The 18328-nt window shown below is 33.4% G+C and carries 12 protein-coding genes; 4 read left to right on the top strand and 8 right to left on the bottom strand.

All coding sequences use genetic code 11. From position 1 onward, the window contains the following. Positions 1 to 23 precede the first annotated feature (23 nt). The 3 genes from EBF09_RS06745 to EBF09_RS06740 form a co-directional block, all read right to left on the bottom strand. On the bottom strand, positions 24 to 422 hold the full coding sequence (locus EBF09_RS06745) for a hypothetical protein (RefSeq protein WP_121764367.1): 399 nt from the start codon (positions 420 to 422) through the stop codon (positions 24 to 26). A gap of 182 nt (positions 423 to 604) precedes the next feature. Beyond that, a complete protein-coding gene (locus EBF09_RS09105) occupies positions 605 to 775 on the bottom strand; it encodes a hypothetical protein (RefSeq protein ID WP_157978179.1) in 171 nt (56 codons plus the stop codon). 20 nt (positions 776 to 795) lie between these two features. Next, positions 796 to 1293 (bottom strand): hypothetical protein, encoded by a 498-nt coding sequence (locus EBF09_RS06740; RefSeq protein WP_121764366.1) that lies wholly within the window; start codon positions 1291 to 1293, stop codon positions 796 to 798. 60 nt (positions 1294 to 1353) lie between these two features. Between EBF09_RS06740 and EBF09_RS06735 the strand changes: the two genes are divergently transcribed. Further along, complete coding sequence (locus EBF09_RS06735; RefSeq protein WP_121764365.1) at positions 1354 to 2028, top strand: hypothetical protein; 675 nt, start codon at positions 1354 to 1356, stop codon at positions 2026 to 2028. Between the two features lie 480 nt (positions 2029 to 2508). On the opposite strand, the gene EBF09_RS06730 is transcribed toward EBF09_RS06735, so the two are convergent. From EBF09_RS06730 to EBF09_RS06715, 5 genes are all read right to left on the bottom strand, one after another. After that, complete coding sequence (locus tag EBF09_RS06730; RefSeq protein ID WP_121764364.1) at positions 2509 to 4731, bottom strand: BspA family leucine-rich repeat surface protein; 2223 nt, start codon at positions 4729 to 4731, stop codon at positions 2509 to 2511. Then, the gene (locus EBF09_RS06725; RefSeq protein ID WP_121764363.1) at positions 4701 to 5354 is read right to left on the bottom strand and encodes a BspA family leucine-rich repeat surface protein; all 654 of its coding nucleotides are present in this window, start codon (positions 5352 to 5354) and stop codon (positions 4701 to 4703) included. Before EBF09_RS06725 ends, EBF09_RS06730 begins: the two co-directional genes overlap by 31 nt. A gap of 19 nt (positions 5355 to 5373) precedes the next feature. Further along, the gene (locus EBF09_RS09100) at positions 5374 to 5550 is read right to left on the bottom strand and encodes a hypothetical protein (protein ID WP_157978178.1); all 177 of its coding nucleotides are present in this window, start codon (positions 5548 to 5550) and stop codon (positions 5374 to 5376) included. Positions 5551 to 5622: 72 nt separating this feature from the next. After that, positions 5623 to 10947 carry an ankyrin repeat domain-containing protein gene (locus tag EBF09_RS06720; protein WP_121764362.1) on the bottom strand — a complete coding sequence of 1775 codons (5325 nt, stop codon included), beginning with the start codon at positions 10945 to 10947 and terminating at the stop codon, positions 5623 to 5625. A 31-nt stretch (positions 10948 to 10978) separates the two neighbouring features. Next, positions 10979 to 12799 (bottom strand): ankyrin repeat domain-containing protein, encoded by a 1821-nt coding sequence (locus EBF09_RS06715; protein ID WP_121764361.1) that lies wholly within the window; start codon positions 12797 to 12799, stop codon positions 10979 to 10981. A gap of 410 nt (positions 12800 to 13209) precedes the next feature. On the opposite strand from EBF09_RS06715, the gene EBF09_RS06710 reads away from it, so the two are divergent. The 3 genes from EBF09_RS06710 to EBF09_RS06700 are packed head-to-tail and all read left to right on the top strand — an operon-like array spanning position 13210 to position 17696. Continuing rightward, a complete protein-coding gene (locus EBF09_RS06710) occupies positions 13210 to 15411 on the top strand; it encodes a leucine-rich repeat domain-containing protein (protein ID WP_121764360.1) in 2202 nt (733 codons plus the stop codon). 9 nt (positions 15412 to 15420) lie between these two features. Then, a complete protein-coding gene (locus EBF09_RS06705; protein WP_121764359.1) occupies positions 15421 to 16491 on the top strand; it encodes an AAA family ATPase in 1071 nt (356 codons plus the stop codon). A 14-nt stretch (positions 16492 to 16505) separates the two neighbouring features. Next, entirely contained in the window at positions 16506 to 17696 is a 1191-nt protein-coding gene (locus EBF09_RS06700; protein WP_121764358.1) for a VWA-like domain-containing protein, read from the top strand. Positions 17697 to 18328 lie beyond the last annotated feature (632 nt).

The following is an 18328-nucleotide window of genomic DNA, read 5'->3' as shown; positions in this document are numbered from 1 at the left end:
TTTGCCATAAATGTAATGTTTATCTATGGTTTTTGTGCTAAGCTACTTTGAAAATATTCCTCTAAAATTTTTATAATTTTTTGTATTTGCAAAGCCCTTGAATCATTTTTCACAATCCATGCTTCTAATTCTTTTGGCTTATCTAGTAAATCTTTTGGAAGATTTTCATTAGGGCAATCTAGTAAATCTTGCACATAGGCTTTAAAATCTTCTTTGGCTTGTTTAATATCTTCTTTTCTTAGTTTCACACCCTTTTGCAAAAGTTTTTGTAAATCTTGCATAAATTTTTCATCAAGTCCAAACATAATTACAATCTCATCATCACAATCTTGTGCTTTGATGTATAAGGGTGCTATTTGTTCTAAAAGTTCTTCTAATTTTTCTCTTTTGGATTTAAAAAGATTTTTTATTTTGTTTATCACTTTTTATCCTATGTGTATGAATTTGCGTGTTTCTAAAACATCTTTGCTGTGATTTACTTGAAAAATACTAGTAAATTCTATTAAACTTTATTGTATTTTACATAGTTACCCCTTTATAACTTTTGAATGATTTTTGTAAAAACATAAAAAGCAAATACTAAATCTATGGATTTCTAAAATTCCTATACTACATCATTATGCAAAGCATATTCTAAGATTTCAAAAATCTCCATTGTCCCATCATCGTATTCTATAAATACCTCTCGCTCATAATCTCGATCTCGCTTATCCTTTTTTAAATGCTTTAAGGCTTCCTTTTTATCCCCAAGCTCGATTAAAAGTAAGATTTGCATTAAATGTTTGTCATACCATACTACATCTGCATTTTCTTCATGTTTGCAGATAAAGTCATAAAGCCCCTTAATCTCGTTATTTGTATCAACCCTAAAGGCAGTAAAAGATCTTGCATACTCCTTTCATAAGTCTTTAGAATGTCTTTGCAGGCTTGTTTTGACATATTAGCTAAATCAAATTCTTGCAATTCTTGTAGACTTTCAAATTCCATACTTTTAAAAGAAAATGGGAAAGATCGCAAAGAAAATTCTTTGTTTAATGCTCTAAATTCTAAGTCTGGAAAATCTAAACCTATGGCTTTGCACAAAATATCATCGCTTTTAAGGGATTTTATGCGAAAAGAAATATCAAAAGAAATAAGAGAATCTTCACAATCTAAATAATGCTCAAAACTAAAAAATAGCCCCTCCATTGCTCCAAAAGTCGCATAATCTTTTGTTTGTAGATAAAAATCTGGGGCAAATTTTGCCATATTTTTACCAAAACCTTTGATTGCAGAATCTAGATAAGTTTGCATGTATATAATCCTTAGAATTATTATATAATTAGATTAATTATAAAATATAAAGGCTTATAAATGCAAAATTATTATCAAGAATTTGACGCACTAATCGCTGAAAATAAGGCGACTTTAAAGTATTTTGAAAATAATTTTAGCGTGATTAAAAAGCAAGTAGAAAATTGCAAAACGCATGAAGTCTATAGCACAAAGGCTGATGGCTTAGGGATTTTAAGCCCTAGTCTTATTACAGATAAAATCTGCAAAGGGTATCGCAAAGGCAAAAGGCTAAAAAATAAGCCAATGGCTAAAGATTATTGCATTTATGAGCTAGATTCTAATCATAAGCCCTTACGCGTTTGTCATGTAGGTGATGTGAGCTTTTATTTTATAGCGCATAATAATGCAATGTTTGCCTTGCCTTGCATTGATGATGAGAAGTATAGCTTCTACCCTACATATTCTCACAAGATAGAATACAAAAATGACAAGATATATAAATATTCACAGATTGATAGTAATTCATTATGGCAAGAGGTATATGAGTTTAAAAATGAGAATGTAGCAATATGTTATCAATATTATTATGTCCCAAATCTAGCAGGAAGTAGCAAGGCAATCCCACTAGGAGAAAAAGGCTCTCCAGCGCAGGCTTTTAAACTAGAACTTTCTTTAATGAGAGATAAAGTTGTTAAAATTTTGATGTATGAATTCCCACATAATAAGCTTGTTTATACATGGGAGAGGCAGTAAGAAAGATTTTGTAAATAATGTCAAAGATTTTAATATAGAAAATATCAAAAGGCAAAATACTAAGTAAAATCAAAGAAGTAATTATAAAAACAAGATAATAAATTCTAATGGTGTGAATTTTATAGTTTTTAATCTCTTATAGCTAGTGATAAAAATATCATTATTTCTAAAGCAGTAGTGCTCTATCATTTTTAACAAAGCTTTTCTCTATAAAATCAACGCACTGCCTATTAATGCAATGATTAAATATAAATCTAAGGCTTGCTAAAACCTTGCATTTGTATTTTTACGCATTACAAGAATGTCTATATTGACAAATATCTACTTAATTATCTTTTTAGAAATGATTTTAGCATACCTAAATACTCTCAATATTGTTTTTTAGCAAAATGATTAATTAAGCTCTTTAGTTCTTTAATTTGCAAGATTGTTAAGCTTCAAATTTTTTATCATTTTGCTTATTTATGCCAAAAAGGAATATCAAAGGATTCCTTTTGCTCCAAATTTCTCTAAAATTGCCTTATATCTTTGTAGATAATCTTCTACTTTCCTGCTGTTCTTGCGTTTTTTAATATCCTGCACTATTAAGTCCTTTTCCTCTTGGCTTAAATCTTTGGAGGCAAAATACTCAAACCACTCAATATATTGCCAACCTTCAGGCATGTATTCATTAAGCACGCACTCAAGCAATGGTTTCCCTAGCTCTTTTTCTATCATTTCTTTGCTAAAAATCCCATGTTCTAGTGCTAAGATATACAAGCTACCATACTCCAAGTCTAGATCCGCATCTTTTAGCCCATTTGCTTTGTAGAGTCGCAGTATCTCTACCATGTTTTCTTGGCTTGTCTGCTTACGATGATAAGTCGAGCATAAGCCCTCTAATCCGCTCGTTCCCTCAATAACCTCACCACAATCAAATAAAAATTTCACAATATCCGCCCTTCCCACACTCGCGGCATTGTCTAAAAAGCTCATCTTTTGTTCTTTGTCTTTTTCTCCGATTTTTAGTGCGATTTTAGAATCAGTAGCACTTTTCTTTATAAGCTCCAAAAGTTCTAGCGGGCAGTTTCCTATGGTGTTTTCTTTATAAAATTCTCTCTCACCCATAGCTATAGCGTAGATTTTAGCTAGATCTTTATCATTCACTTTTTTCTTTTCAAGTAGTGCTTTAAGCCCTTGCAATGCCTTGTTGTAGTAGTTTATGAAATACTCCTTGCCTTTTTCATACTCTCCATCACACATTTCTTTTAATATGCCACAGATTGCTGCCGCACTTACAGGGGTTGCTTGCTCATCAAGCCATGTGGGTAGATTTGCCTCTAGCTTTGTGCCATGAAAGATATCGTGTTTGTCTTTTTTAGCATTTTTTTGCGCTTCTTTACTAAGAATCCAAGAATCTAGATTTTGATTAAATTCCTTTGCTTCATAAAACATCTCTCTCATATCTTCAAGGCTTGAGGCATTCCATTTATCTAGTGGCTGATTAAAAGCTTTTGCCCTTTCAAACATATAGCTTGTCTTTTTGAGATTACTCACATTCCAGCTATTTAAGGGTTGATTAAACGCTTTTGCGCCACGAAACATACTTACCATATTCTCTACCTTGCTTACATCCCAAGAGCTTATATCGTGGTTAAAATACACAGCATCGCAAAACATCGCACACATATTTGTGACATTTGAAGTATCCCAAGTTTCAATCCCGCTAAAATCTTTTCGCTCTGAATCATAAAATGCTGAACGCATATCTGTAAGCAAGTTTGTATCAATCTCGCCTAGATGTATCTCTTCATTTTTACACAGCTCTTGCAAATCAGCCGCGCTTCTTGGGAAGTATTTTGCGTTTTTGTTTGTGGCGTTGGGATTTTTTTGCATGAGTGCTTGAAGTTGCTTTGTCTTCCATGCTTCAAGCACATTTATAGGGCAACGCTCAAAGATATTCCTACACATTTGCAACGCCTTAGAGCTTACATTCCAGCCACTTATATCTTGGTTAAAGTTTTCTGCATAAGCAAACATCTCGTGCATACTCTCTACCTTGCTTACATCCCACTTGCTTATATCTTGGTTAAAGTTTTCTGCATAAGCAAACATCTCGTTCATATTCTCTACCTTACTCACATTCCAAGAGCTTATATCGCCATTGAAGTTTTCGCAACCTCTAAACATTCTTCCCATATTTGTTACATTGCTCACATTCCACTTGCTCAAATTGACATTTAAATAAGTGCAACCATCAAACATACCGCACATATCATTCACATGGCTTACATCCCAAGATTCTATGCCCTTATCATTAAAAGAGCCTTTGCGATCACACAATTTGCTCATATCTGTAATTTTGCTTATATCAATCTTTGCCGCACTTATCTCCTTATCAAGCAAAGAGCGCAAAAACTCTTTGTGATGGGGTGTGTATATGCCATTTTTAATGGTGCAAAACCAAGTTGGAAAATGCTCCTCTTTAAAAAGCTTTGAGTTATAAAACATGCTATTAAAATTTATGTCTTCAAGCTTTTTAGCATTGCTAAAATCAATCTTTTCACCCCAAGATTCTAAGCTTTGATCAAAATTTTCTGCAAATTCAAGCATGCTTTCAAAACTCTCAACTTTTGAGACATTCCATTTATCTAGTTTCTGATTAAATTTTGATGCACCATAAAACATATAGCTCACATCTTTGACACACTGCTCATATCCCATTTTTCTAGAGGTTGATTAAATGCCTCTGCGTCATAGAACATATAGCTCATATTTTTTACTTTGCTCACATTCCAAGATTCTATATTATGATTAAAATGCTCTGCCTCTTCAAAGCAGGATTGCATATCTGTAACCTTGCTTGTATCCCAAGTCTCAATACCGCTAAAATCACGCCTCTTGCTCTTTTTGAATAAATCTTTAAAATTTGTAACCTTGCTTATATCAATATCGCCTAGATAAATCTTTTTATCTTTGATGAGTTTTTTAAGCTCGGCTTTGTTTTTTGGCGTATGTATGACGCCTGTGCTTTTTGTAACCTTAAAAAGTGTATTAAGAGATTTTTTCTTATCTTTTGCTGCATTTAGTTTTGAAAGGATATTAAAACGCTCATATTCATCACTATCTTTCACACTTCGCCCTGCATATACTGCCCTATCATCCCAATACTCTTGCTCTAAATCGCTTAGATAGGTTTCAAGATTTTCTATTATATGGGGTGGGATTTTCGCACCTTTATCAAAAAGCTCTAAAATCGCACTCTTTTTGGCGTCCCATTCACCTAAAGGTGCCTTGCGTAAAGCCTCTATTGCATCTAAAAGTTGTGAATCTAAATCTTGTGCCATAATCTCTCCTTACAATAAATCATATTTCAAAATAATTATACACACTTTCTAATTCTTTAGAGCTTAGTGCATCAGTATAATAATACTCCTCATCCTCTTCTAAAATTTTTTCATTTTCTATGGGATATGTAATGGCTTCTTCATGCGATACAACTCCAAGTGGGGCAAATTCACCATCATCATATCTAGCTACCATTTATAGCCTCTTTATCCCCAAGCTTTTAAGTTTTGCTAAGCTTAGAATTAAGACTTTTTATTGTTGTATGTGCTAGGAAAAGAATTTTTTGTAAATCTTTTTTATAATCGTCTCTTTACCTTTTCTTTTTTCTTTATACATTTTAACTTGCTCTGGCACTTCTAGGCTTGTATCGATATTGTATTCTTTTACTAATTTTTTCCAAGTTTTAGCACCCGCATTTTTTAAAAGTTCTACTTTTTTAGCTAATTTGTCATTTTTATAAAATTCTATCATCTCTTTAGCTATATCTAATGGGGTTTCTGGCTCATGGTATTTAAGCTCCCCATTTTCATCAATTTCTTTTTTATAATCAACCACATTCACATCAGCCCCATATTGTATTAAAAGCTCTATACTTGCCCCAACTCTTACATTGCAATCCCACCCAGCATAATACTTACTAGAATCTTCTATTTGTGTATCATTGCAGAATGCAGCTTCATGCAAAAGAGTGTAGCTTGTATGATTCCAAGTCGCCCTCTTGTCTTCTTTTTGAATACTATTAGGATTTGCTCCAAATTCTAATGCTATTTTTAAGAATTGTGCTTGATTATAACCAGCCCAATAATGCAATGGAGTCTTATAGTCATCTCCATAAACTTCAAATTTTGCTCCTTTGTTTAAAAAATACTCTATTACCTTGCTTTCTTTTCCGCCTTGTTGTATATAACATGTGAGTGCGTTCTCGCTTCTCTTTCCTAAATGATCGTATTTTGGAGAGTTTATTAAATGCTCATAATCCACCTTAAGCCCCAAGCTTTCAAAATATTCTAGCATTTCAAAGCTTTGAGCTTTTTCATATGCAAATCCTGCATAAGCTAAAGTCTTAAAAGGGCAAAAATAGGTAAAGTGCATACCAAGAGAAGAGCTGTATTTATCAAGAAATACATTAGGCAGGGAATAATCTTTTAAAAACTCTTTAAGTGCGTTAAGTTCATTATTCTTTATAAGTTCAAAAAGTTTATTTTGTGTATCTAGATTGGATTTTTGTGTTTTGTTGTCTTTACTTAGCTTTGTGTTAAATCCTAGCTCTTTGCCTAAGACACCAAAGAATTTTAAAGGTTTATAAGTCTCTAGCCAAGCTTCAATAGCCTCTTCATCGTCCAAATCACCTTTATAACCGCAATCGCTAGCCCATTTATAAGCATCATACCACCAATCATCATGTGTATCTTCTAGCACAACTTTAGCATACTCTTGCGCTTCATCACTTGGCTTTAAATCCCGCATAGTATAGAGAATCTTAAAGGCTTGTTCATTCTCCTTTTTGAATTCTTCTTCATTAAAATTTTCATCTAACCCTATACACCCTAGCACTTGAGAGAGTGCTAACCCATAATAATACGCACCTTCTTCACAGATATTATCTTCTTTAGCATACTCGCTTAGCTCTTGCTTTTCATTAACTTTGCCATTTATATTTGCCCCTTGCTCTAGTGCTTGTCTAAAAAGCTCAAAATCACTAGTCATAATTGCTTTAAAAAGCAAATCATCGGCATTATTCATATCTAATATTTCTCCTAACATTTCTTGTTTTGGAAGATTGTGTAAAGTGCGTGTGCGATTAAATAGGGCATAAAGTGCAACTGATTCCTCATTAAATACTAAAGTTTTATACTCTATGATTTGTGCGTTAGAATCTGTTATAAAGCTTACATAGGTATTATTTTCACGCCTAATACCTGCACACACAGGCCTTAATGGCTCATCATACCAAATGAATGGGTATTGCAAATCCTGCAATGACTTTTTTAGATTCTTTTCATCCATTCCCTTTCGTTTGGCACCCTTATAAAGCTCAATATAATTTTGCACAAGCAAATATTGTATTGCCTCATCTTCTTTCTCAAAGTCTTTTTCATGCTCTATACTTGCACGCTCACCCGTTCTAAAAACCTCATATTTTTGCACACTCTTATCCCACCAAATTCCTAGCATATATTCGCCTAAACTCTCTTTTTTCCTCTCATACCAAGAGACTGAAAAAAGCTCCTCTTGTTCTATGATTTGCTTTGCTAGCTCTTGTGTGATTTTTGGAGTTTTTGAATCTAGTTCTTTCTTTAAACTAAAAAAGCCATAATTTAGCCCCTTTGTGAGAGTGCTAAATTTTGCATTACTTTTAGATTCTAAAAAATCATAGATAAATTTTGGAAATTTAAATTCATAATACCCCTTTGTGTTGAATAATATAGTAAGTGTAGAATCTTCTTGCTTTGTGTAAATATTGCAAAATCTTTTCTTATTTTTAGTAAAATACTCATCATCAAAAACGCTTCCGCGTAGCCAATCTAGCTTTTTAATGGCTTTATTTTTCACGCAATAGCCTAGATAAATCTTACTATATTTGCCAAAATCAAAGTAGTTTTTATCCTCCAAAAAGTCGTGGCAAAAAGATTCTGTATCGCCGATGAAGTATTGATAATGTGCTTTGTTTATAAACTCTTGCTCTTTGTAAGAGCAAGCATAAAGCCAAAGTGCGCCATCAATCTTTTGTGTGTCATATTCACCAACGATGAGCTGGTAAGATGTTTTATTATACTTTTTATCTTGCTCTTGCAAGATTCCTATAAGAAATTCAAGCGCTTCATTGCTTTTTATGTGAATAAGTGCCACATCATCTCTGTAAGTATTATAAAACTTAAAGCCGACTATATTATAAGGCATATCATCTATTTTTTCTCCTGCAATTATACCTATACCTCTACCGATATTACGCGACTCACCAAGTTCGCCTAAAAGTTTGTTTGTTATTTCTGTAGTTTTTGCAAAAATGATTTGAGAAATATTGCACCGCTCTAAAAAGTCTAAAAATGCTTTTTTGGCTTCATCGCAATTTTTGGCATTGCTAAAATCTCTTAAATTAATCTTTAGCCTATATTGTGTGCTTTCTAGCTTAAAAGTTGTATCATCTATGCGAGAATTTAGAAGATAGATAGATGGGCTAAGCCCTAAAAACTCTATAATAGGTTCTATATCTACATGCACACTTCCTATTTCTAAATTTTGCACGATCTTAGCTACACGCTCATCTATATGCGCTTTTTTATCCAAGCTTTCATAAGCTAAAAACTCTATTTTTTCATCTATAAAAGCATAGATAAAGAGTTCTGCTCTAAACTCACATTCTTGAAATTTTATGTAAGAGGGATAATCTTTTAAATGCCTTGTCCTTTCTCCTACGCCTTGTAATTCTTTAAGGAGTTTTAAGACCTGTTTTAAAAGCCTATAGGTATTGCTAGAATGTAAAAAATCTTTTGTATTTTGCAAGGCTCTTAGGTTGTTGAGGACGATTTTTTCTCCACTGCTTGTAGTATAGGCCTTATCTTTAAAAGATGAAAAGTTCTCATTATAGTTTTGTGCTAGGCTTAATTGCATGTATTTGTAAATATTTTTTGCGTTTTTGATATGTTTAATATAGGATTTTTTGATCTTAACCCCCGTGCATAAAAGCAAAATAAAATTTTCCCAAGTAACTTGAAAGGGCTTATCTAAAAGCATACATAAATTTACAGAATCTCTAGTGCTAAAGGCTTCACTCCCATAAAAAAGTGTATGAATATACATATATTCAAAAATGCTTTCATCCACATCATCATCAAAAAGCCATTGAAAGGCTCTAGATTCTAAGAGGGCTTGTTTTTGCTCCTTGCTTAAAAAATGTGAAGCAGTGGTATAAGCACCGCAAAGATTTTTAATAAGAGAATCTAACAAATCATCAAGAGCGTTTAAATGCATTTGTGAAATCTCTGTAACACTTTTTAGTTCAAAAATCTTTTTGATTGCTTCTTTTTCATCTTCTTTTAAAAAGCTAGGAGAGCGTGTTGGCTGTTTGTGTAAAAAGAGTATTGAAAGCTTAGAATCTTGTGTGTTTGTAGATTCTGTGTTTTCTATCATTTTAAGTGGCGATGAAAAATCTTTTTTAGAATCTTGATTGAAATTTTCTTTAGCCTTTTTGTAGCTATTCATAGGTTTTGCATTACAAGATAGTGCTTTGCTAAGTAGATTTTGTGCGATTCCTTCTAGCTCTCTATCATTTAAGCTAGAATCTATGTACTTGTACTTTAGAAGCTTAGGATACTTTTTGCCATGCTTAATCACAAACATTTCTATATATCCCTCATCGTTCCATTCTTCTTTTAGCTCATCTTGGATTTGGCTTAGGGCATCTATGCGTTGGTAGTTTTGATACACGCAAGCTTGCAAGATTAAATTGATAGAACTTAGCATTTTATGGCGTGGCAAAGATTCTATTTGTCTTAAAGCCTTTTCATCGCTGATATTTTTGTCTTTGTTTTGGAGGCGTTGATAGCTTAAAGAAGTATAGGTATTTGCCACTTGCATAGCAAGATTTGCAAGTTCTCTATCCACTTTTGCACCCGCACTTACTAGATTGATTAAATAAGTTTTAGTCTCATTAAGAAGCCTTATGCCATTTTTTGTTGGAATGATAGAGTTATTATGAAATTCCCTTAGGGCAATATCCTCATTATCATGAGCAATAGGACGCAGGGCAGAGTGAAATGCAATCACGCTTATGTTGTCTTTTTGGCTACTAGCATATTCATGCAATAAAAGCTCTTTTACCACCCTTATAAGCTCTTTATTCATATGCTCTTGATATGCTTTTAGCTCTTTAGCACTTAATTTTTCAAACTCCTTTAGACTTAGCTTACAAACTCTTCTAAAGGCTTTTTGCTCTAGCAGTGTTGCCCTAAGCTTTAGGGCTTTAGAGCGTTGTCTAAGTTTGCCTAGCTTTTCTAGCTCTTCTTGAGTGTAGGCATAATGCTTACTCATTTGTTGCGCGAGTGCTTGAAAATCTTCTAGGCTAATATTTAAGCTATTTGCATTAAAGTTTGTAGATGGTGTAAAAGAATCTTCTTCCTCTTCTAAATCCTCTTCATCATCTCTAGTGTAATTAATTTCCTCTTCCTCTTCTACCTCTTCATAATCTTCATTAAAATCATAATAATCTTCATCATCTTCATAGTCATCATCTTCCTCTTCCAAATTTAACTCGCCCTTTAAAAATTGCTCATAGAGATTGCAAAAATCGTTTTCTAAAATATAGCCACACATAGGGTGTATGGAATCAAAAATAATCGTAGTTTTGCCATCTTTATAGCACCATACACAAAGCCCACCCAAGCGTAAGATTCGCACTTCATCGCTATTTTGAATAATTTGCATAGTATAGGCGTCTTTTTGTAAGAAGCTTGGTATTTGCATATCCTTTTCTATCTCCACACTAAAGGGACTTTTTTGCATAACTTTCATAAAAGTATCCAAAAAATTTTCATCCGTGTTTTCTATCTCAAAAAAAGTAATTTTGTTTTTCTCATAGCTTGTGTAGTGCATTGGGCTTCCTTAGAAAAATGAATTTGAAGCCTTAAAGGTTGGTTTCTATTTTGGCAATCAGCGCTAAAATGGCTTTTTCTTGCTCTTTATTTTCTGCCTCATTTAGCTTTGCCTTTGTGGCTTCTAGCATCTTGTTATCCACCTTTGCGCCACTTTGTATTAAAAGCTCACACATTGCGGTGCTTTGTGGGAGATTTGCTAGAATTGTTTCTAGCAGGAGTTTTTCATTAAAGCAGTTGATATAATCTATATCCGCACCCTTTTTAATTAAAACTTTAGCAGATTCTATATGTCCCATTTTAGCCGCTAGAAAAAGTGGCGTATTCCCAAAGTCTGATCTATCTATTTCATAGTCTTGCTCTAAAAGATAGGCGATGATTTTTGCACGATTAAAAAACGCTACTGCAATTAGAATTGGCGTATTTAACCTTAATTTTGGTAAGTAAATCTCAAAATCTTCATCAATTAAATCCTCTTTGCATGCTTTTTTGATGATTTCAAGAGCACTCTCTTCATCATCATTTTGTAAAACTACAAACAAAATTTCTGCAATCTCTTTTTCTAAAGCACCCTCAAAAATCTCTTTATAGTTTTTTAAAATCTCCTTATTTGAAAGAGAGGCGATATTTTGATTAGCTCTTAATGATTTTAGCTTTTCCATAATGGCATATTCTAAAGAAATTGCCTTTTGGATACGCGCTTCAAGCTTTTTAAACTTCTCTGGATTATCACGCTCTAGTTTAAAGCTATACATAGAATCATAAATCGCATCTGCTTCTTCTTCTAAATCTTTTATCCAAGCCTTTTTACAAGCTCCTTTGAGATTTTTCGTATCATATTCTAAAATCTCTAGCAAATCCTCACTAAAGCTAAGAGTTTTTTCATTCACCTTTTTATCTTTTTTCCAAAGTTTGTATTGGGCTTTTAGGATATTTAGAATCTCTTCTTTTATATTTTTAGCCTTTTTATCTAGATTCTTAAACGCTTCTTTAATGTCTGTAATCTCACCCTTTGGGGTAAAGCTCACATCCTTTCTTTTTTCCTCATACATTTTCACTTGCTCTTCATAAGGTAGGCTTGTATCAATCTCATAATCTTTTACTAACTCTTCCCAAGTCTTAGCCCCTAAGTTTTTTAAAAACTTTTTATTTGGAGCATTATTAAAAGCATTATCTAGCGGAGTTTCAGGCTCTGCATATTTTTTATAATCATGCTCATAGTCTAGCCCGCAATAGGCAGCATTGATATCTGCACCATATTTTATAAGCACTTTTAGTGCTGCGCTTGCAGGTTTTTTATCTGCAAATGCTGCATGGATTAAAGGAGTAGCACCTATCTCATCCCAAGAATACTTCTCCTCACCTTTAATGCGTTTGATATTGGGATTTGCCCCATGCTTTAGGGCTAGCTCTAAAAAACTCGCTTCATTAAAACTAGCCCAAGAATGCAAAGGCGTCCCGCCATCATCTTTATCATACACTTCAAAACTTGCACCCTTGCTTAAAAAATACCTAATCACTGCATCGCTTGTGCCTTTATTCTCAATATAGGCGATAAGTGCATTATGTCCTGTGTAAAACGGACTACAATAATCCGCCCTAAGCCCCAAGCTTTCAAGATATTCCATCACTTCAAAGCTTTGTGTCTTCTCATATGCTAGTCCCGCATAAGCTAGTGCGGATACAGGAGCATATGCAATATGGGTTTTTTTAGAATTATGTGCATGAGTGATGGGGAAAGTCTCTACCGCCTTTTTTACTTTCTTTAAATTTCCGGTTTTGATGACTTTTAAAAAATCATCAATCGCATCAAACATCTTATCGCCTATGGTTTCTAATTCTTCTAGCGTCATGAATTATCCTTATAGTAAAATTATGTTTTATAATTTAGATTATATCAAAAAAACGATTTGCAAGAGTTGTGATGATGGGAGGGATGTCATTGCGAGAAGCGTAGCGTTATCCACGAGCGTAGCGAAGTGTAAATCCATAAAGCGCAGAAGCCTTTATTCAAAAGTAAATTATCTTAGGCGAGAGTAGGATACCTGAAACTGACAAGCAGTTTCTTCCTAATCGCCACGATAATTTCTTTTGCAATAAAGGAAGCTTCCCTTGTGTCATTACGAAGCTGACGAAGCAATCCACTTACTAGAATCTAAAAATTAAATACAATGTATAGTTTTTGCAATTTGTGATTAATATCATATAAAAAAAGTTATAGTTTATCTTTGAATTTGTAAAGAAAACTAAGTTAAGGAAAACCATGGAATTAACAAAAGAAAAAGTAAAATCACTAGGACTTGATACAGAAGAGGTAGTGATTCCAAAGGATATTAAAGTCATTGAAAAGGATACATTTAAATACAATACAAAAATACGCAAAGTCATTCTAAATGAGGGATTAGAAGTTATAGAAAAGCATGCTTTCCGCAAGTGTGAATCCTTAGAAGAGATAAGTTTGCCAGATAGTTTAAAGAGTATCGGAGAATATGCATTTTATGATTGCTCTAGACTTAAAAAACTAAAATTGAATGAGGGATTGGAGGTTATAGAAGTTTGTGCCTTTTGGAGTTGTAAATCCCTAGAAGAGATAATTTTACCAAATAGTTTAAAGAGTATCGGAGAATTGGCATTTAGTGAATGCTCTAGCCTTAAAAGTTTAAAATTAAATGAGGGTTTAGAAAGCATAGGATCTCGGGCTTTTCTTGGGTGTGAATCTTTAGAAGAAATAAGTTTGCCAGATAGTTTAAAAGAGATTTGGGCAAGTGCGTTTTTTAGAGTATATAATCTCAAACGCATTCATATTTCTAAAAACCATAAATATTTTGGCTATGAAAATAATGTGCTTTATAATAAGGAAAGCAAATTTGTTATTGCTGTTGCTAATATACAAGAGAGTATGAGTTTTCCAGAGTGTATAAAGAGAATTGGGTATGAGGTATTTAAAGAATGTTCTAGCCTTAAAAGCTTAAATTTTAATGAAGGGTTAGAAGCTATAGGAGAGAATGCCTTTTATAAATGTAAATCCTTAAAAGAGATAAATTTCCCAACAAGCTTAAAAACGATTGAAAGAACCGCATTTGATAAATGCTCTAGTCTTAAAAAACTAAATTTTAATGAGGGATTGGAAGTTATAGAAAAGCATGCTTTCCGTAATTGTGAATCTTTAGAAGAGATAAGTTTGCCAGATAGTTTAAAAGAGATTGGAGAAGGTGCGTTTTTAAGAGCATATAAGCTAAAACACATTCATATTTCTAAAAATCACGAATATTTTGGCTATGAAAATAATATACTTTATAGTAAGAAAAAAAGGAAGGCTGTTATTGCTATTACAAACGCAAGTGAGGGCATTACATTCCCAGAGTATATCACCGCAATCCCAGAAGATATTTTTAAAAATTCAAATCTTCCAAAAGTAGCTTTTGAAAATAAAAATTATAGAATTAGCGAGAAAGATTGCTATTCAAAAGGGGTGAATGAATCTATACGCACACATTTAAAAGGCTATATGTTCAACAAGGCTAAAAAAGAAAAAGTAGCTGAAATTATGAGTGTGAGCTTTGAATCCATTTTACAAGAGATTGCTAAAAATTATGGGGTAGAATGCAATATAGAAACTAAAAAATGCGATCAAGAAAAAATCGTTTGTATTTTGCAATTTCAACAACGCACAAAGTTTCTAGCCACGATAAAAATCAAAAATCCTACCTTTAAAGAAGAGTTTGAAAGCTTTGTAAAGCTTATAGTAGATAAAGAAAGCACTTTTGAGAGTTTGCAAGATTTCACTAAAAAGAATAAAGATATACGCCATAGCAGGGCTTTTGCGCTAAATCATTGTATCCCTTATGTGAAATTTTCAAAACTAGAGAAAGCATTTTTATCATCAAATCTAAAAGATCTTAGAGTGCAAATCCCACAAGATGTAGAATCTATCCCAGAAGAGGCACTTAGAGATATTAAATCTTTAGTCTATGTTAAGATTAGCGAGGGCGTAGTAAGGATTGAAAAAGACGCCTTTGCGTTTTGTAGCAGGCTTAAAGAAGTTGAGCTTCCAAGCACTCTTGCTTACATAGGCAACTCTGCTTTTTCCTGCTGTTATGATTTAGAGCAAATCAATATTCCAAATAGCGTTACACACATAGGTGAAGAAGCGTTTTATTGTTGCAACTCGCTTAAGAATGTGGTATTGCCAAATAGCGTTACACACATAGGTAAAGCTGCGTTTGAATTTTGCAGATCGCTTAAGAGTGTGGTATTGCCAAATAAGCTAAAAGAGATAGAAGATGGAGTATTTAAATGCGCTGGTTTAGAGAGTATCACAATCCCTGCAAGTGTAGAAACTCTAAAAAAGGCTGATAGTTGTTTTGAAGAGTGCCCTTTGAAAGCTATCTATGGCACAAAAGATTCTGTTGCAAAGAAAGTGGCTAAAGAATTAGATAAACCATATGTAGAAATACAAGAATAAAGGATAGCAATGGGAGTAAAAATCAATACAACCGAGTTAAAAAAGATTTTAGAAATCACACCAAGTGAGCAAAATATCATGCTAGTAGGCAAACATGGCATTGGTAAATCCCAAATCATTCAAGATTATTTTACTAAAGAGGGATTAAAGGTTGTTATATTATTCTTGGGGCAGATGAGTGATCCAGGCGATCTTATCGGCTTACCGCATAAAAATGAAAAAAGCGGACATACGGAGTTTATCCCACCCTTTTGGTTTCCGCTTGATGATACGCCAATCGTGCTTTTTTTAGATGAGCTTAATCGCGCAAGGCCAGAGATTTTACAAAGCGTTATGGACTTAACACTTAATAAACGCCTAGCAGGTAGATCGCTCCCAAAGGGATCGCGTGTGATTAGTGCGGTGAATTTTGGTGATGAATACCAGCTAAGCGATCTTGATCCAGCGCTTAGCAGTCGTTTTAATATTTATGAATTTGCTCCAAGCATAGAAGAGTGGCTTTTGTGGGCAGATAGTGCCAAGATAGATTCTAGAATCATTGATTTTATTACAGAAAATCCAGAGTTGCTTGACACACAAGAAGGAATAGAAGATTTTGGGCTTGATAAATTCCCAGATCGTAGGGCGTGGGTGAGAGTTTCTAGCATTATTAAAGAGATTGAGGATATAAGCAGCGATATTTATAAAAAGGCAATTTGTGGTATTGTAGGCATAAGAGCGGGTGTGAAGTTTGTAGAAACTTATAAGGGCAATAAGCTTATAAGTGCAAGCGAGATTTTATTGCATTTTACCAAAGTGCAAAAAAAGCTAGATAAATACAAGATTCTAGATTTTACAAAAATCAATGACTCGCTATTCCGCTATATTGAAAACCAAAACTACCAAGAGAGCGAGGCTAAAGAGATAGCCAAAAATTTTGAACTTTATTTTGATTATTTACAAGAGAAAAAGGCAAATGAAGTGCTAGGGCATTTTACTAATCTTTTTGTAAACCAAACTTATCCTAAAGTAGCGAGTTTTGTGATGATGCATACTCCAAGCTTACAGCAAAAAATCATTAGCTTTGTAAGCTCATTATAAATGAAAGCAAAATAATGGAATTAAAACAAAAGCTTCAAAAAATTATAGATTCGTGGTTTTTGAGTGAGCCCTTTTTGTTTGAGATTTATTGCACGCATACACTTAAGGAATCTAGTCTTGAAGTCCCTATGCGAAGCGGTAAGGGCTTAATAGAATATGATAAAGAATTATGCCAAGATTTAAGCCAAAACGCACTAGAAGAGTTTTTAAAGCTAGAAGTGTTTCGCATAGCATTAAATCACCCCTATCAAAGACAGCCTATTAATGCAAATAGAGTGGCACTCTATCTTGCAAGCACGATTACAATCACTGATAATTGCAAGTTTTATCTTAATTTGCCAAAACCAGAGCATTTTAAACTAGAAAAGAATTGTGCGTTTGAAGTGTATTATAGAAAACTTTTAGAGAATTTGTCAAAAGAAATGCAAGAAAGCTTTGATGAAGACACGCAAGAGGATTTAGAAGATTTACAAGCACAATCCATAGATTTTGAATCTACAAGCCTTATGGATTTAAATCTCTCTAAAATAGCTAAATCTTGCACGCAAAATTGGCAAGATGATGAAACACAAGCAGAGCTTATAAATTCCATTGTAGAAAATGTCTTGCGTAATGCAAAGTCATTTGGCACAATTTCGGGCGATTTTATAGGATTGCTAGAGCTTTCTTTAAAGGCTAAGATGGATTATCGGCGGTATCTAAGGGCTTTTAGACATTCTATCCTTTCAAGCAAACGCCGCCTTGTGAGAAATAAGCCAAGTCGTCGCTATGGCTTTGCATATTTTGGTAGCACTTATGAGTTCAGCACTAAGCTTTTAATTGCGGTAGATGTGAGCGCATCTATTAGCAATGAAGCCTTGCAAAAATTCTTTTATATTATCAATAGATTTTTTAAATACGGCATAGAAAGGCTTGATGTTTTGCAGTTTGATACAGAGATACAAGGTGAGATAATCACTCTAAAAAAGGCACAAAAATGCGTGAAAGTGCAAGGGTGTGGCGGGACTGATTTTGAGCCTGTGATAAGATACTATGAAGCACACAAGGAATATGATGGGCTTATCATCTTTAGTGATGGAGATGCACCTCCTGTAAATGCAAGGAATTCACGCCCAAAACTTTTTGTTCTTGAAAATTCTGAGCAATATAGCGATTTTTTAGAAGAACCTTTGCCAAAAGGCTCTAAATGCACTTATCTTACTTAAAATTAAGGTTTTTTAAAATCTTGCCATAGAAATAAAATAGCTTCTAGTAGAATTATTTATTAAGGTATTTTGGAGCTTAAAGGCTATGGGCTATTAGTCTTATCTTTATGGAAAATACTAAAACACGGATTTAAGCCTTGCAATTTCTTATGATACATAAGAATTTATGGAGCTTAGCACTAGAGTTCTATAATCTTTTTTTGTGAATTTTTCTCATTACTTTTGCTATAAATTACAGAAAATAGGCTTTAAAATATAAGAATCTAGATTTTTTATTTTTTGCATCATTCAAATTTATTTTGGATAGTTTTAATTTGTAAAAAACAAATATAAGCAGTTTTTGGCAAAAGAGAGCAAAAGTTGTATTTATTATGCAAATCAAAAAATTCACTTTCACGAAAGAAAAATTAAATATATCCCCTTAAACGCTAATCCCCCCCCCTTTTTTTCTCTCTCTCTCATTCTCTCTAAACCTCCTCCCCCTAAATCTCCTACATTTTTCATATATTATTACACCAAATATTACACCAATATTCATATAATATTCATATAATATTTCTCCAACCCCTTATTTTTTAATCTCTCTTTAAGCTTTTAAAGCTATAATTCCATTTCCTTTTTTGCGCTACACT

The sequence above is a fragment of the Helicobacter burdigaliensis genome, from assembly GCF_003670295.1.
GTDB classification, from domain to species: Bacteria; Campylobacterota; Campylobacteria; order Campylobacterales; family Helicobacteraceae; genus Helicobacter_D; species Helicobacter_D burdigaliensis.
The sequence above is the reverse complement of the archived record's forward strand: the minus strand, read 5'-3'. Positions and strand labels throughout refer to the sequence as shown.

What these genes read in the sequence shown, in the direction of transcription:
- EBF09_RS09105 (WP_157978179.1), bottom strand. Translation starts at nt 775, where the DNA reads ATGCAAATCTTACTTTTAATCGAGCTTGGGGATAAAAAGGAAGCCTTA.
- EBF09_RS06740 (WP_121764366.1), bottom strand. Translation starts at nt 1,293, where the DNA reads ATGCAAACTTATCTAGATTCTGCAATCAAAGGTTTTGGTAAAAATATG.
- EBF09_RS06735 (WP_121764365.1), top strand. Translation starts at nt 1,354, where the DNA reads ATGCAAAATTATTATCAAGAATTTGACGCACTAATCGCTGAAAATAAG.
- EBF09_RS06730 (WP_121764364.1), bottom strand. Translation starts at nt 4,731, where the DNA reads ATGGGATATGAGCAGTGTGTCAAAGATGTGAGCTATATGTTTTATGGT.
- EBF09_RS06725 (WP_121764363.1), bottom strand. Translation starts at nt 5,354, where the DNA reads ATGGCACAAGATTTAGATTCACAACTTTTAGATGCAATAGAGGCTTTA.
- EBF09_RS09100 (WP_157978178.1), bottom strand. Translation starts at nt 5,550, where the DNA reads ATGGTAGCTAGATATGATGATGGTGAATTTGCCCCACTTGGAGTTGTA.
- EBF09_RS06720 (WP_121764362.1), bottom strand. Translation starts at nt 10,947, where the DNA reads ATGCACTACACAAGCTATGAGAAAAACAAAATTACTTTTTTTGAGATA.
- EBF09_RS06715 (WP_121764361.1), bottom strand. Translation starts at nt 12,799, where the DNA reads ATGACGCTAGAAGAATTAGAAACCATAGGCGATAAGATGTTTGATGCG.
- EBF09_RS06710 (WP_121764360.1), top strand. Translation starts at nt 13,210, where the DNA reads ATGGAATTAACAAAAGAAAAAGTAAAATCACTAGGACTTGATACAGAA.
- EBF09_RS06705 (WP_121764359.1), top strand. Translation starts at nt 15,421, where the DNA reads ATGGGAGTAAAAATCAATACAACCGAGTTAAAAAAGATTTTAGAAATC.
- EBF09_RS06700 (WP_121764358.1), top strand. Translation starts at nt 16,506, where the DNA reads ATGGAATTAAAACAAAAGCTTCAAAAAATTATAGATTCGTGGTTTTTG.